General features: G+C 51.1%; 15 protein-coding genes. 13 read left to right on the plus strand and 2 right to left on the minus strand.

Features of this window, described 5'->3' with window-relative positions:
• Positions 1-2 precede the first annotated feature (2 nt).
• The 4 genes from hflC to motX all read left to right on the plus strand — a co-directional run bounded on the left by hflC (position 3) and on the right by motX (position 3,624).
• Positions 3-1,001 carry a protease modulator HflC gene (gene hflC / locus C9I99_RS22300; protein WP_107351027.1) on the plus strand — a complete coding sequence of 333 codons (999 nt, stop codon included), beginning with the start codon at positions 3-5 and terminating at the stop codon, positions 999-1,001.
• Positions 1,002-1,090: 89 nt separating this feature from the next.
• On the plus strand, positions 1,091-1,285 hold the full coding sequence (locus C9I99_RS22305; RefSeq protein ID WP_208113452.1) for a DUF2065 domain-containing protein: 195 nt from the start codon (positions 1,091-1,093) through the stop codon (positions 1,283-1,285).
• A 121-nt stretch (positions 1,286-1,406) separates the two neighbouring features.
• On the plus strand, positions 1,407-2,723 hold the full coding sequence (locus tag C9I99_RS22310; protein WP_107351029.1) for an adenylosuccinate synthase: 1,317 nt from the start codon (positions 1,407-1,409) through the stop codon (positions 2,721-2,723).
• A 271-nt stretch (positions 2,724-2,994) separates the two neighbouring features.
• Complete coding sequence (motX, locus tag C9I99_RS22315) at positions 2,995-3,624, plus strand: flagellar protein MotX (protein ID WP_107351030.1); 630 nt, start codon at positions 2,995-2,997, stop codon at positions 3,622-3,624.
• Positions 3,625-3,718: 94 nt separating this feature from the next.
• On the opposite strand, the gene hmpA is transcribed toward motX, so the two are convergent.
• Positions 3,719-4,903, minus strand: coding sequence for an NO-inducible flavohemoprotein (hmpA, locus tag C9I99_RS22320; RefSeq protein ID WP_107351031.1), 1,185 nt, complete (start codon positions 4,901-4,903; stop codon positions 3,719-3,721).
• Positions 4,904-5,007: 104 nt separating this feature from the next.
• On the opposite strand from hmpA, the gene nsrR reads away from it, so the two are divergent.
• The 6 genes from nsrR (at position 5,008) to rplI (ending at position 10,531) form a co-directional block, all read left to right on the plus strand.
• Entirely contained in the window at positions 5,008-5,439 is a 432-nt protein-coding gene (gene nsrR, locus C9I99_RS22325; RefSeq protein ID WP_107351032.1) for a nitric oxide-sensing transcriptional repressor NsrR, read from the plus strand.
• Positions 5,440-5,556: 117 nt separating this feature from the next.
• Positions 5,557-8,112, plus strand: a complete 2,556-nt coding sequence (gene rnr / locus C9I99_RS22330) for a ribonuclease R (protein ID WP_107351033.1) — start codon at positions 5,557-5,559, stop codon at positions 8,110-8,112.
• A gap of 3 nt (positions 8,113-8,115) precedes the next feature.
• Positions 8,116-8,850, plus strand: coding sequence for a 23S rRNA (guanosine(2251)-2'-O)-methyltransferase RlmB (gene rlmB / locus C9I99_RS22335; RefSeq protein ID WP_107351034.1), 735 nt, complete (start codon positions 8,116-8,118; stop codon positions 8,848-8,850).
• Positions 8,851-9,113: 263 nt separating this feature from the next.
• The gene (gene rpsF / locus C9I99_RS22340; RefSeq protein WP_107351035.1) at positions 9,114-9,512 is read left to right on the plus strand and encodes a 30S ribosomal protein S6; all 399 of its coding nucleotides are present in this window, start codon (positions 9,114-9,116) and stop codon (positions 9,510-9,512) included.
• Positions 9,513-9,813: 301 nt separating this feature from the next.
• On the plus strand, positions 9,814-10,041 hold the full coding sequence (gene rpsR / locus C9I99_RS22345; protein WP_005421136.1) for a 30S ribosomal protein S18: 228 nt from the start codon (positions 9,814-9,816) through the stop codon (positions 10,039-10,041).
• 37 nt (positions 10,042-10,078) lie between these two features.
• Positions 10,079-10,531: a 50S ribosomal protein L9 gene (gene rplI, locus C9I99_RS22350; protein ID WP_107351036.1), complete on the plus strand. Its 453-nt coding sequence runs from the start codon at positions 10,079-10,081 to the stop codon at positions 10,529-10,531.
• Between the two features lie 108 nt (positions 10,532-10,639).
• On the opposite strand, the gene C9I99_RS22355 is transcribed toward rplI, so the two are convergent.
• Positions 10,640-11,395 carry a DUF481 domain-containing protein gene (locus tag C9I99_RS22355; RefSeq protein ID WP_107351038.1) on the minus strand — a complete coding sequence of 252 codons (756 nt, stop codon included), beginning with the start codon at positions 11,393-11,395 and terminating at the stop codon, positions 10,640-10,642.
• Between the two features lie 226 nt (positions 11,396-11,621).
• Here C9I99_RS22355 and C9I99_RS22360 point away from each other — a divergent pair, with 226 nt between their 5' ends.
• From C9I99_RS22360 to C9I99_RS22370, 3 genes are all read left to right on the plus strand, one after another.
• Positions 11,622-13,019, plus strand: a complete 1,398-nt coding sequence (locus C9I99_RS22360; protein ID WP_107351039.1) for a replicative DNA helicase — start codon at positions 11,622-11,624, stop codon at positions 13,017-13,019.
• A gap of 87 nt (positions 13,020-13,106) precedes the next feature.
• Positions 13,107-14,186 carry an alanine racemase gene (alr, locus tag C9I99_RS22365; protein WP_107351040.1) on the plus strand — a complete coding sequence of 360 codons (1,080 nt, stop codon included), beginning with the start codon at positions 13,107-13,109 and terminating at the stop codon, positions 14,184-14,186.
• A 24-nt stretch (positions 14,187-14,210) separates the two neighbouring features.
• Positions 14,211-15,461: a BamA/TamA family outer membrane protein gene (locus tag C9I99_RS22370; protein WP_107351041.1), complete on the plus strand. Its 1,251-nt coding sequence runs from the start codon at positions 14,211-14,213 to the stop codon at positions 15,459-15,461.
• Positions 15,462-15,570: the final 109 nt, after the last annotated feature.

The following is a 15,570-nucleotide window of genomic DNA, read 5'->3' on the forward strand; positions in this document are numbered from 1 at the left end:
TTATGCGTAAGTTAATGATCCCGGTGATTGTTGTCTTTATCGCGGCATTGCTGATGTCAATGTTTGTGGTGCAGGAAGGCGAGCGCGGTATTGTGGTGCGTTTCGGCCGTATCCTCAAGGCTCCGGATTCGGATGTCGCACGGATCTACGAGCCAGGCCTGCACTTCAAAGTGCCAGTGTTTGACCGTGTCCGTACGTTGGATGCCCGTATTCAGACCATGGATGACCAAGCTGACCGTTTCGTAACGTCTGAGAAAAAAGACGTTATCATCGATACCTACGTGAAGTGGAAAATCGAAGATTTCGGCCAGTACTACCTGACAACAGGTGGTGGTGATGCGTCAACAGCAGAAGCACTGCTAAAACGTAAAGTGATTGATAGCCTACGTGCTGAAATCGGTTCTCGTGAAATCAAGCAGATTGTTTCAGGTCCAGATCGCGGTAATCTAATCGATAGCAATGCCGTTGTTGAAGAAGATGACGCACCGGCAACAGAAATCGTCGCTGAAATTGCTCCTCGTAAAGAGGTAGAAGGTCAGCGTGATCAAATCATGGCCAATGTACTGGCCGACATCAAAGTCAGCGCTTTCAAAGACTTGGGTGTTGAGGTGGTTGACTTCCGTATGAAGAAAATCAATCTGCCGGATGAGATCAGCGAATCTATCTACCGCCGTATGCGTGCTGAGCGTGAGTCGGTTGCCCGTAAGCACCGCTCTCAGGGCCGCGAGAAAGCCGAGGTTATCCGCGCCCAGTCTGAGCTTGAAGTCGCGAAGATCTTGGCGGATGCTAACCGCTTGGCAGCTGTTGTCCGCGGTAACGCCGATGCGCAAACCGCTGAGATTTACTCAACGGCTTTCAATCAGGACCCAGAGTTTTATAGCTTCCTGCGCTCCCTGAAGGCTTACGAGAATAGCTTCAACTCTAAGAACGATATCTTGGTTGTTGACCCGAATACGGATTTCTTCAGATACATGAAAGAATCCAATGCGGTAGCCAACTAAGCGCCATTCTGGTTGCAATGAAAAGGCAAGACTTCGGTCTTGCCTTTTTTATTGGGTATAATTCCCGCTTGTAATGCGAGGAGAAAATGATGAGTAAAGCAATATGGCTGGCATTGGGGTTAGTCCTTGTCTTTGAAGGGCTTGGGCCGTTGTTGGCTCCGAGAGGTTGGCGTGAGATGGTGAGCCAGTTGAGTCAGCAGAATGATAATGCCCTGCGCCGAATCGGCGGTTGCTTGGTGGTTGCTGGCGGTGTCATCGTCTATATGATGTACACTAGTATGTAAATTCCGCTAGCACGTTTGCGTGACAGGCATCTTGCACATTTGCCGCCTATGGTCAAAAAATGACTGCAAGCCAACGTTGAAGGTGCTAGAATCCCTTTTTAACTACTATAGATGAAGAAAGATGGCAAATAATGTAGTCGTTCTTGGCACCCAATGGGGTGACGAAGGCAAAGGTAAGATCGTTGATCTGTTGACCGAAGATGCAAAATACGTAGTGCGCTACCAAGGTGGTCACAACGCAGGTCACACCCTTGTCATTGACGGTGAAAAAACTGTCCTTCACCTGATCCCATCAGGCATCCTACGTGACAACGTTAAATGTATCATCGGTAACGGTGTTGTACTTTCTCCTGACGCGCTGATGAAAGAAATGGGCCCACTCGAAGAACGTGGTATCCCTGTGCGCGAACGTCTGTTCCTGTCAGAAGCTTGTCCGCTAATTCTTCCATACCATATTGCTCTTGACCAAGCGCGTGAAATCGCTCGCGGTAAGAAAGCGATCGGTACAACTGGTCGTGGTATCGGTCCAGCATATGAAGATAAAGTTGCTCGTCGCGGCCTACGCGTTGGTGACCTTTTCGACAAAGAAGCATTTGCTGAGAAGCTTAAAGAAGTTATGGCTTACCACAACTTCCAGCTTGAGCATTACTACAATGCTGAGCCTGTAAGCTACGATGAAGTCCTTGAGACAATCATGTCTCAGGCTGACATTCTAACTTCAATGGTTATCGACGTAACGAAAGAACTTGATGATGCCCGTCTGCGTGGCGACAAGATCATGTTCGAAGGTGCGCAAGGTACACTACTTGATATCGACCACGGTACTTACCCGTACGTAACGTCTTCAAACACGACTGCTGGTGGTGTTGCTGCTGGTTCTGGTTTCGGTCCGCGTCACCTTGGTTACATCCTTGGTATTGCAAAAGCATACTGTACACGTGTTGGTGCAGGTCCATTCCCGACTGAGCTATACGATGGTCTGGATAAGCAAGACCCGGTTGGTAAGCACCTAGGTGAAGTGGGTAACGAGTTTGGCGCTACAACAGGCCGTCTACGTCGTACTGGTTGGTTTGATGCGGTTGCTATGCGCCGTGCGGTACAAATCAACTCAATCTCAGGTTTCTGTCTAACCAAGCTAGATGTATTGGATGGCCTAAAAGAACTTAAGATCTGTACTGGCTACAAAACCAAAGATGGCGAAATCCTAGAAGTATCACCAATGGCGGCTGATGCTTACGAAGACCTAGAGCTAATCTACGAAACCGTTCCAGGCTGGTCTGAAACGACTTTCGGTGCTAAGTCTCTGGATGCGCTACCACAAGCGGCACTCGATTACATTGCACGTATCGAAGAGCTAACGGGTGTGCCAATCGACATCATCTCTACCGGTCCTGACCGTAACGAGACAATCATCAAGGTTCACCCATACGGTGAGTAATTGCTGATTGCAGTGATTGATTTGAAAGCCAGCCCATGGGGCTGGCTTTTTTTATGGCTAATTTCTTCGCCCATAGCCGGGAAGCATTTTAGCTCCGGAGTGGAGTATGAAAGCGGGGATTGGTTCCAAAACGGGTTATCGGGGATTGCGTCAAAAATCTATTTATACTATGTCATTGAAGCGGCGGGAAATTGCCGTTTTGGTGGTTTTTTCCCTAAAGTCTCAGCGCCCGCCGCCGATAAGGTTAGCACGTTCGGAAAGAGATCCATCCATGAGCCTACGCCCGTTATTCTTTGCTATTGCCCTGTGCTGCGCAGTCCCAGCTTCCGCCTTGGAAGAGGTCGGTGAGGCCGTGCCGGTATATAGCGAAAACGAGCTTAATCGGATGTTCGTTTCCAACAATCACTTGCAACAAGTTCAGGCCGATGACTGTCAGTTGGTCCAGGACATCGAGGCCAGGGCGATCCGGGTGGAATCCCCGTCCTACCAGTTCCTGTATGGTGATATGCTGGCTTGGGGCGTGTGTGTCGAGCGCGATGTCGAGCTTGGGGTCCATTATATGCAGTCGGCCGCCCAGCAAGGCTCTCCGGCGGCGCTGGAGCAACTCGGGCGTTACTATGCTCGCGGCACCTTGGTCCAACAAGACCGAGAGCGGGCGATCCCTTACCTGCGTGAAGCTGCTGCGATGGGGAATGTCGATGCCCGTATTCAACTTGCCGAGTTATTGTTGAGTAATTATGGCAGCCCACTGGACTTTGAAGATGCCTATCGCTGGCTGTATAACACCGCGACTGCCAGCCAAAATACCCATAACAAGATTGCCCGCCTGCGGCGCGGGTTGGAAAATCGGATGCCGGCCAATGTGATTGCCAGGGCCAAGCGGCGGGATAGCTTTTGGTAGATGGATCAGTTTGGTTGATGAAACGGTTAGGGCTGACAGCTTGGCTGAAGAGAGAAAAAAAAGAGAGGCTTAAGCCTCTCTTTTGCATTTTTGCTTAAAGCACTTTATGTGGTCCGAAGCATTCGTAATGGAGTTGCTCCTCGGCGACCCCCATCTCGATCAGCTGCTTGGCCACATACTGCATAAACCCGATCGGGCCACAGAAGTAGTAATGCATGCCCGGTGTCGTTACCAACGCTTTGACCTTGCTGAGATCCATCATGCCGTCAAATTGGAAGTCTTCGGCCGGGCTGTCAGAGGTTAATGGCTCGCGGTACCAGATGTTGCTGGAAATATGCTCGTGGGCGGCCACTATGCGGGCAATTGAATTTTTGAATGCGTGGTGTTTACCGTTTTCAGCGGCGTGTAACCAGTGTACGTCAGCCTTGTGGTTAGTCAGGGTTTCTAGCATTGACAGGGTTGGGGTCAGACCCACACCGGCTGAAATCAGTGCAACTGGTGTCGTGGCTTCCACATCGAGGAAGAAATCACCGGCCGGTGGAGCAAGCAGAATATCGTCGCCAACTTGTAGGGTGTCATGCAGGTAACTCGACACCGTACCTCCCTCTTCGCGTTTGACCGAGATGCGGTATTGATCATTTTGCGGGGCTGAAGATAGGCTGTATTGGCGGATCTCCTGGAACTCGAACTCTTTTGGCTGGAGGTAAACCCCCAGGTATTGACCCGGCAGGTAGCCTGCGACAGCGGCGCCGTCGACGGGTTTGAAGGTGAAACTAGTGATCACATCACTCTCTTGGGTTTTCTCAACCAAGGTAAATTTACGGGTACCGCGCCAGCCGCCGTCCTTGCCTTCGTTCTCTTGGTAGATCGCTTCTTCCCGCTTGATAAAGATGTCAGCAAGCAAGCCGTAGGCTTCGCCCCAGGCATCCAAGACCTCTTGGCCCGGTGATAGTAGCTCGTCAATCGTACCCAGCAGGTGGCCGCCGACAATGGCGTATTGCTCGGCGGTGATCATGAAGCTGGTGTGTTTTTGGGCAATCTTCTCGACCGCTGGCAGCAGGGCCGGCAGGTTTTCGATATTGTTGGCATAGGCGCAGATCGCATTGAACAGCGCTTCGCGTTGATCTCCGTTGCGCTGGTTGCTCATATTGAAAATATCTTTGAGCTCGGGGTTATGGCTGAACATGCGATCGTAGAAATGTGCTGTTAGAGCAGGGCCTGTCTGGGCAATAACGGGCGCGGTTGCTTTAACAATCTCAATAGTTTGGGAGCTGAGCATGACTTTACCTTATATTGGTGTATTTATAATATATGTTTTAAGTTCTATCGTATCTGTATCTTTTAGTCAATATCCAGATTAAAATGTCGGCAGGAGGAGTTATTGTGCAACTGACGAGTTTTACCGATTACGGCCTGCGTGCCCTTATATATCTAGCTACCCTGCCACAGGGGGAGCTCGCGAGTATTAGCAAAGTGACCGAGGTTTACGGCGTGTCACGTAACCACATGGTGAAAATCATCAATAAGCTGGGACAGCTGGGTTACGTCGAAACAGTGCGCGGTAAAAATGGCGGGATCCGCCTAGGCATGCCTGCCAATAAAATAGTGCTCGGCGACGTCGTGCGGGCGATAGAGCCTTTGCAAATCGTTAATTGCAGCGAGGATTTTTGCCATATAACACCAGCCTGCCGGCTGAAAGGTATCCTCTTCAATGCGCGCCAAGCCTTCTTGGATGAACTGGACAATCACACCCTGTCAGAAATGATCGATGACAACCCGCCTCTACGTGTCCTGTTAGACCAGTCAGTGCAGTGATAGAAACGCAATAACTTCAAAATCTCTCTGGGGAGCTAATTTTTCGACTTGGCTCCCGTCTGTTCACCTAGGGCGCAGATATACTTGAAGTATCTCTTCGCCAACTTGGATCTAATTATGTCAAAAGGTACTACCGATTTACCGGTCGATCCTTTTCGCGATCGCGAAGCATCAAATTACGAAAACCCTATCCCTAGCCGTGAGATGCTGCTGGAAGTGATCCGGGGTTACTCGGCGCCTGTTAGCCGCGATCAGCTATTTGCAGAGCTGAAACTTGAGGGCGACGACCAATATGAAGGTTTGCGCCGCCGCCTTCGCGCCATGGAGCGTGATGGCCAACTGATTTTTACCCGCCGCCAGTGCTACGCGCTGCCGGAGCGTCTCGATCTGATCAAGGGCCATGTGATTGGCCACCGAGATGGGTTTGGTTTCCTGCGCCCTGAGGGGACCAATAGCAAAGAAGAAGACTTGCTATTGCCGCACCACCAAATGCGCGGTGTGATCCATGGCGATTACATCTTGGCTCAGGTGGCGGGGACCGATAAACGCGGTCGTCGTGAAGGCCGTGTGGTACGGGTGCTGAAGCATTACGAAGGACAAATTGTCGGTCGATTCTTTATTGAAGACAATATGGGCTATGTGGTGCCAGATGACTCCCGTATTGCCCAGGATATCGTGATACCGAATGACCAGCGCATGGGGGCCCGAATGGGCAACGTGGTGGTGGTGGAAGTCAATCAACGTGCGACACGCCAATATAATGCTGTTGGTAAAGTGGTTGAAGTGCTTGGTGAAAATATGGCACCAGGTATGGAAATCGAAATTGCATTGCGTACCCATGATATTCCGCACGAGTGGCCGTCTGAAGTTGAAAAGCAAATTCAGGGCCTTGGCGAAGAAGTGCCTGAAGAGGCGAAAAAAGACCGTGTTGATTTACGCGACTTGCCGCTGGTTACCATTGATGGTGAAGATGCCCGTGACTTCGATGACGCCGTATATTGTGAGCGCAAGAAATCAGGTGGTTGGCGCCTATGGGTGGCGATTGCCGATGTCAGTTATTATGTACGTCCGGGCACGGCACTCGATAATGAGGCGGTGAAGCGCGGTAACTCGGTATACTTCCCGTCGCAGGTGATCCCGATGTTGCCGGAAGTCCTGTCCAACGGCCTGTGTTCACTGAACCCGCAGGTTGACCGTTTGTGTATGGTGTGTGAGATGACCATATCTGAAACCGGCAAACTGTCAGGTTACAAGCACTACGAAGCTGTAATGAACTCTCATGCCCGTCTAACGTATACCAAAGTTAGCAAGATGCTGGACGGCGATGAAGAGCTGCGTGAGCGTTATGCCCCGTTGGTGCCGCATATTGAAGAGTTGTACAGCATGTACAAGGTGCTCAAAAGCGAGCGTGAAGTGCGTGGCGCGATTGAGTTTGAAACCATTGAAACGCAGTTTATCTTTAATGCCGATCGCAAAATCGATCGTATCGTGCCGGCCGTTCGCAATGATGCCCATAAGATCATCGAAGAATGTATGATCTTGGCGAACATCGCATCCGCGCGTTTTGTGGAGAAAGCCAAGGAGCCGGCACTGTACCGAGTACATGACTCTCCGGGTGAAGAGCGTCTGCTGGGGTTCCGTGATTTCCTCGGCGAGCTGAGCCTGCAGTTGTCTGGTGGCTTGGAGCCATCACCAAAAGACTATGCAGAGCTTGCTGTGTTGATCCAAGACCGTCCGGACAAAGAGCTGATCCAAACCATGTTGCTGCGCTCGATGAAGCAAGCGGTTTATCAAGCTGATAATATCGGTCACTTCGGCTTGGCGTTGAAGCAATATGCGCACTTTACCTCACCAATTCGTCGTTACCCTGATTTGACCCTGCACCGTGCGCTTAAGTACCTGATAGCCAAGCAAGAAGGAACCAATAAGGATCGTTGGACGCCAACAGGCGGTTACCACTATTCATTTGATGACGTTGACGGTCTTGGCGAGCAGTGTTCAACCACTGAGCGCCGTGCCGATGACGCAACCCGTGATGTGGCCGACTGGCTGAAATGTGAATACATGCAAGATCACGTTGGTGATGAGTTCGACGGTGTGATTGCCAATGTAACCGGCTTTGGCTTCTTTGTTCGCCTCAATGAGTTGAACATTGACGGCTTGGTACATATTTCCAACTTGGCCAATGATTATTACCAGTTCGATCCGGTTGGGCAGCGCTTGATTGGTGATAGCTCTGGGCAGGTTTACCGCTTGGGTGATACGGTAAAAGTGAAGGTTGCATCCATCAACTTGAATGATCGCCAAATTGATTTTGATATTGTAGGCAGCAATCGCAAGCCTCGTGGTGACGGCAAAACCGCCAAAAACCGCGAGAAAAAACAGCGTATGCGTAAAGCCGAAGGCATGCAGCGTCAAGGTATGAAAGTTTACCGTGTGGCCGATGGCGAAGCCCAGCAGGAGCAACGCTCTAAATCGAAGAAAGAGCGTAGCTCGGTACGCCAAAAGCTGAAAGCGGGTGCAATCCCTAAACTCGAGGGCGACAAAGCACCGGCAGGCAAGGCGGATAAAGAGGACGGCAAGGGTAAGCCGGCCGTGAAGAAGAAATCGACCAAGGCCCGTAAGAAGAAACAGCGTGCCGGTAAGAAAGAACGAGCAGCTAAGAAGAACTAAACCATGAGTAATGACATGATTTTCGGCATTCATGCCGTCAAAGCCGTTTTGGCGTCTGACCCTTCACGTTTCATTGAAGTCTTTGTGCTGAAAGGCCGTGAAGATGACCGTTTGCTGCCAGTGATCAATGAGCTGCAAATGCTGGGTATCACTATTCAGCAGGCTGGTCGTAAAGCGCTGGATGATAAAGCCCAGGGTGCATCGCATCAGGGCATTATTGCCCGTGTGCGTCCGGGTAAGCAGTTCAATGAAAATAACATTGATGACCTTCTGGCTAGCCAAGAAAACCCGCTTTTGCTGGTATTGGATGGGGTAACCGATCCGCATAATCTGGGCGCTTGCCTACGTAATGCCGATGCGGCCGGTGCCGTGGCTGTGATTGTACCGAAAGACCGTTCGGCCCAGCTGAATGCCACTGCAAGCAAGGTAGCTTGTGGTGCGGCTGAAGTCGTGCCACTGGTGCGAGTGACCAATCTGGCCCGTACCCTTCGTGCACTACAGGACAAGGGCGTGTGGGTTGTTGGTACAGCCGGTGAGGCCACCCATGATGTTTATCAAAGTAAACTGACGGGTCCGTTGGCCATTGTGATGGGCGCGGAAGGTGAAGGTATGCGTCGCCTAACCCGTGAGACCTGTGATGATTTGATCAAGATCCCGATGGCTGGTTCGGTATCTAGCCTGAACGTCTCTGTCGCAACCGGCATCTGCCTGTTCGAGGCGGTGCGTCAGCGCCAATAATCGCAGAAACTAGGAAGAACAGAACCGAGTTTTTAGCAAGGGCAGACACGCAGTGAATATTGCGTGTCTGCTTTTTTATTGCCCAGTACCCACTTTCTTTCCTTAACCATTTAACTTGCCGCCAAGCGATAAAATTCTCTTGCTTCAATTGTCCATTCTCTGTACTATTCAGCGTCCAAATTCTCGGTTCTATTTTTAGTTCCTTGCTTCCTCTGGATAACCGAGCCAACTCAGGAAGCTGATTAATCCGTAAGGAGCAACCAATGCGTCATTACGAAATCGTATTCATGGTGCACCCTGATCAAAGCGAACAGGTTGCTGGCATGGTCGAGCGTTACACTGCTGCTATCAAAGATTCTGGTGGCCAGATCCATCGTCTAGAAGATTGGGGCCGTCGTCAACTGGCTTACCCAATCAACAAACTGCACAAAGCACACTACGTTCTACTGAACGTTGAAGCTGAGCAGTCTGTAATTGACGAGCTGGAGTCTAACTTCCGTTTCAACGATGCAGTGATCCGTAACATGATCATGCGTACTAAAGGCGCTATCACTGAGCCATCTCCAATGATGAAGGCTAAAGAAGAGCGTGCCCCACGTCGTGAAGAGCGTGCAGAGCAACCAGCTCCAGCACAATCTGAAGGCGAAGCAGCAGCTGAGTAATTGTTTAATGACCCATCGTTAGGTGTTTTTGACTTTATTGCCTAAAACCCAAACGAAGCACCTTGCTAGCAAGAATAGCTTTAGCGTTCTAACTAGCAGGAAGCCAGCTTACTGCAGTAATTGTATTCGTACATTAACGTAGTAGTTAGCAAGCAAGGTCAACAAATACTCTCTCAAGTTTTAGCTGTTGGCAGTCACATTAAGGTAAGAGGCTCAGTCTCATATCACACCAGCCTTAAGGCATTGGTAATTAGTGTTTCATGCCAACCACATTGAAATAATTTAGATCAGGAGATAGCCCATGGCACGTTTCTTCCGTCGTCGTAAATTCTGCCGTTTCACTGCAGAAGGCGTACAAGAGATTGACTACAAAGACGTAGCAACTCTAAAAAACTACATCACTGAAGCTGGTAAAATTGTACCAAGCCGCATCACTGGTACTCGCGCTAAATACCAGCGTCAGCTAGCTCGCGCTATCAAGCGTTCTCGTTACCTAGCACTTCTACCATACACAGACAAGCATCTGTAATCGGTAGCGGTTTAATTAAGTTTAAGAGGACAAGATAATGCAAGTTATTCTACTTGATAAAATCGGTAACCTAGGTGGCCTTGGCGATCAGGTTAACGTTAAAGCGGGTTTTGCTCGTAACTTCCTTATCCCACAGGGCAAGGCAGTAATGGCTACTAAAGCTAACGTTGAAATGTTCGAAGCTCGTCGTGCTGAGCTAGAAGCTAAAGTTGCTGAGCAACTGACTGCTGCTGAAGCACGCGCTGAGAAAATCAACGCGCTTGAAGCTGTAGTTATCGCTTCTAAAGCTGGTGACGAAGGTAAACTATTCGGTTCTATCGGTACTCGTGATATCGCTGACGCAATTACTGCGGCTGGCGTTGAAGTAGTGAAGAGCGAAGTTCGCCTACCAGAAGGTGCACTACGTACGACTGGCGAATTCGAGATCAGCATCCAGCTGCACTCTGATGTATTCGCAACTGCTAACCTAAACGTTGTTGCTGAAGACTAATAACGTTTTTGTTGATAGCTTAAAACCAGCCTTCGGGCTGGTTTTTTTATGCCTGAAAAACAGTGGAGTAAGTGTTGGAGAGATGAAAGCCGTTAGCTTGGGCGGGGATTACATCTTGAACAGCAGGTTCATTGTCATGGCGGAGTCGCGTTTTTTCAAGCCCTCGGGTACCCAGCTGTTGAGCTTTTGGTTATTGCTGATCTTGATGGCAGCAAAGTCACTGATATCTGTCGTGAGATTGAATTCTGCTTCCATTGTGCTGTTACTGTTGCCGGCAATACCAGTGAGTCGGACACCGATCTCAACGGTTTTCGATGGCTTCCAGGTCATCTTGGCACTACCACGGAGGATCAGCTCATCCACCGTATCCCTAAAGACGATATCGTCATCATCGAGTTCATCGAGGTTGGGTTCCTGATGGCGATAGCCTGGGCCGGCTTCCACTTCGACCTGCAAGGTCTCCCGCCGTATTAGCTGGTAACCCATACCGGTTGCGAACGTAAAATCGGTAAAATACGGCCCGTAGCGATCATCGACATAGTTGACGTTGCCCAGTATATAGGTCCGTTCGTTGATCTTCTTATCGCTCTGCAGTTCGACTTGGCCCTTGCGCTTGTCTTCTTCACCGTCTTTTTCGGCCAACAGAATTCGCAGCTCGCCGCTATGTCGGTACTGGTTCTTGAGATAGGTGCCGCCGATTCGGGTGTTGAGGGTTTGCGAGTCCGAGTTTCCCCCCAGGGACTGGTAGCCGAGCTCTAATTCGGTGGTTAATGGCGGCGGGATCCGGGTTGGGCGCTCATCGCTGGTGGCGGCATTGGCATGGGTGCTGGCAAGCAGTAATAGAGCTAAAAGTGTTCTTGCCAAGCGGCCTCCTCATAGGTTGAAATAATCAAATACCAAACACAGCAGTGTAACCGATTTATGTCATCTTTAGGTCAGGAATTGCCAACAGAATGTACCTCTTGGCTTGTAAGCGCCTATTATTGCATTTCAATCGGGAAAATCGCCATCAACGCTATATTGATAGATAGACTCTTTGTGAATTAAGGTATAATGCACGGCCTAGTTTCCGGCAATCATTTCAATTTCTATGGCAGAGAATAGCAAACCGAACCCCCAGAAAGACTCTAAGATGGACGCAATCAAGATGGCGCCGCACTCGCTCGAGGCAGAGCAGTCGGTCCTTGGCGGCCTGATGCTGGACAACGAAAAATGGGATGTTGTTGCCGAGAAAGTCGTGGCCAAAGACTTCTACAGTCGCCCTCATCGGATTATCTTCGAAGGCGTAGCCGCCTTGTTAGAAGGCGGCAACCCGCTTGATTTGATCACCTTGTCCGAGCACCTCGAGACGGCGGATCAGCTTGAGGATGTCGGTGGCTTTGCCTATTTGGCAGAGTTGGCTAAAAACACGCCATCAGCAGCCAATATCTTAGCCTATGCCGAGATTGTCCGTGAGCGTGCGCTTATCCGTGACATGATCAGCGTCGCCAATGAAATCGCTGATGCCGGTTATGATCCCCAAGGTCGTGATAGTGAAGAGCTGCTGGATATGGCAGAAAGCAAGGTCTTTGCCATTGCCGAGCAACGTACCTCGGAAAACGAAGGTCCGCAGAATGTTGAAGGGATCCTAGAAAAGACCCTTGAGCGTATTGAGATCCTCTATCAGTCGCCGCAAGACGGCGTGACCGGGGTGACAACTGGATTTACCGACCTGAATAAAAAGACGGCAGGCTTACAGGGTTCGGACTTGATTATTGTTGCAGCCCGTCCTTCGATGGGTAAGACCACCTTTGCCATGAACCTGTGTGAGAACGCAGCGATGTCGGAAGAAAAACCGGTTTTGATCTTCTCGTTGGAGATGCCATCGGAGCAGATCATGATGCGTATGCTGGCCTCGTTGGCACGCGTCGATCAAACCAAGATCCGTACCGGCCAGCTTGATGACGAAGACTGGGCGCGAGTGTCTTCTGCCATGGGTGTTCTGATGGAAAAGAAGAACATGTATATCGATGACAGTTCTGGCCTGACGCCGACAGAGGTGCGCTCGCGGGCACGGCGTATTGCCCGTGACCATGGCGGCCTTAGCCTTATCATGATCGACTACCTTCAGCTAATGCGGGTACCAAGCCTGCAAGATAACCGTACCTTGGAGATTGCGGAAATCTCCCGCTCGCTCAAAGCGCTGGCCAAAGAGCTCAATGTGCCGGTGGTGGCACTGTCGCAGTTGAACCGCTCGTTGGAGCAGCGTGCGGATAAACGCCCGGTAAACTCGGACTTGCGTGAATCCGGTGCCATCGAGCAGGATGCCGACTTGATCATGTTTATCTACCGTGATGAGGTTTACCACGAAGACAGTGCCCTGAAAGGCATTGCCGAAATTATTCTTGGTAAGCAGCGTAACGGCCCGATCGGTACGGTGCGACTGACATTCCAAGGCCAGTATTCGCGGTTTGATAATTATGCTGGCCCGGCCTTTGATGATGAATAAGGCTTATACCCACGCATAGTTTCATGGGTATATACCGCCATATGATGTAGTACCGGTTTGCCGGGGCAATAATAAGTAGGAACAAAGATGAAAGCGGCAACAGCGTATATCCGTACCGAGGCATTGACTCACAACCTGCAACAAATCCGCAGCCAGGCTCCTAACAGTAAAATCCTGGCGGTGGTGAAAGCAAATGGCTACGGCCATGGGTTGGAACATGTTGCCAAAAGCTTGCCCGATGTCGATGGCTTTGGTGTTGCCCGTATTGAAGAAGCCCTGACCTTGCGCGCCGGTGGTGTCGTCAAACCAGTGTTGCTGCTGGAAGGTTTCTATGCCCCGTCGGATCTCCCGGTCCTGGTTACCAACAATATCCACACTGTTGTCCATTCTATCGAACAGCTCGAAGCGCTGGAGCAAGCTACCCTCGATGGCCCAGTGGTGGTGTGGTTGAAAATCGATACCGGCATGCACCGCCTCGGTGTCCGGCCAGAGCAATATGCTGATTTTGTCGAACGGCTCCATGCTTGCACAAATGTGGCCAAGCCGCTGCGCTATATGAGCCACTTTGGCTGTGCTGATGAGCTGTCTAGCGAGGTGACGCCGCGTCAAATCGATGCCTTTATGTCCTTGACTGATGGTTGCCGCGGGGAGCGTTCACTAGCGGCCTCGGCGGGCATATTGGAATGGCCAGATAGCCACCTTGAGTGGATTCGCCCTGGGATCATTATGTATGGGGTTTCTCCGTTTGCCGAAACAGGTCGTGGCGCTGACTCATACGGTTTGAAGCCGGTCATGACGCTGACCTCCAGCTTGATTGCGGTGCGTGATGTCAAGCAAGGCGAGTCGGTGGGCTACGGTGGGATCTGGACCAGCGAACGTGATACTAAGGTAGGGGTGATAGCGATCGGCTATGGCGATGGCTATCCGCGTACCGCACCCAATGGCACGCCGGTACTGGTTAATGGGCGTGTTGTTCCGATGGCGGGTAGAGTGTCGATGGATATGTTGACGGTCGATCTCGGCCCCGACAGCACCGACAAGGTGGGTGATGAAGCTATCTTGTGGGGCGAGGGCTTGCCAGCAGAAGTGGTTGCAGGTCATATTGGAACCATTGCGTATGAGCTGGTGACTAAGCTAACATCAAGAGTCGCAATGGCTTATCTATAATAGACCGAAGAATATCCCATCATAATGACAACAATTATTAAAGCCGCAGCAATGGTTGCGGCTTTTTCATGCTCAACAGCAGCTTGGGCCGATAGCTGGCCGTCATGGACGCCTGAGACCGCGTTTGTTCCCTTTGCGTTCTCGACCGATGCCATGGGGCTGTCCGTGGGGATGGCTGGTCTGCTCAAGGGGGCTGGACAGCCTCAAGCTGCCCTGCTCGGGGCTGGGGTCTACAGTGAGAAGGGGACCTGGCTCTCTTACTTAGGGGCCAGTAATTATATTTTCAGCCAGAATAGCCGTTGGTTGTTTGGCGCGGAGCTGTTTGATGCCAATTACAAGCAATTTGACTACTACCTGGGTGAAGCGTCTGGCAATGCTTCCAGCGCTGATGACAAGATAATAGCTAATGCCAAGGAGTTCCAGTATCGGTTGTCGATGCGCTATGTTCTGCCTATGGGGGCTGGGGACAGTCAAGGGATCCGTGCAGCCCTGACCCCTGTGCGCAAGCTCACGGGCCATACGCCCTGGGACAGTGGTGTGAGTTCCGTGGAGTTCCGGCCGTTTTACCAAGGACGGGAATTTGACGACTTGCCGACATCGCAAGTAGAACCCGCTGACTTTACCGAGGTCGAGAAGGTGTGGGGGCTGGAAACCCGCTTTGATTGGGATAATCGCAACAACACCCGTAACCCGACGGAGGGGAGCCAAAGCCAGCTCTCCGTGACCCTTGATCCCGGGAGCCATGAACGGCCAAGCTGGTGGAAGTGGGAATTTGAACAGAGTTGGTTCTGGTCCTTCGGAAACCTGGGTGAGTTGTTCGATCAGCAGGTACTGGCATTGAATGTGTACACAGCCGATACCCCAAGCTGGAACAGCACGGAGCAGGTTAATGGCCAACAAGAGTTCCGCCGACCACCGGCCTATGCGGGAAACCGTCTTGGGGGCTTGTATCGGTTGCGCAGTTTCTCCGGTGGCCGTTTTGTCGATCGGGCGGCACTGAGCTATAGCATGGAATACCGGGTGATGCCTGACTGGCAGCCGCTGGATGACTGGCCGGTATTCGAATGGTATGACGTGCCTTGGTGGCAGTGGGTGGCTTTTGTCGATGTCGGCCGGGTGGCTGATGAGTATGATCTGGCAAAGCTGCACCGTGATATGAAGTGGAGTGTTGGTGGTGCGGTACGCTTCCAGGTTGAAGGCATTGTTGTTCGCACTGAAATGGCCGCAGGCAGTGAAGACAGTTTGTTCCGGGTGATGATCAACCAGCCGTTCTAGTTAGCCTGATAGAGTCGCTGTCCATCGTGTCCCGCATCGGGCGTGGTTAGCCGTTTCGCAGGCTGCGGGGGCGTCTGGCCAAGAAATAAACTGCGCTATACTTGTTCGT

It is taken from the genome of Photobacterium lutimaris (assembly GCF_003025555.1).
In the GTDB taxonomy this organism is placed as follows: domain Bacteria; phylum Pseudomonadota; class Gammaproteobacteria; order Enterobacterales; family Vibrionaceae; genus Photobacterium; species Photobacterium lutimaris.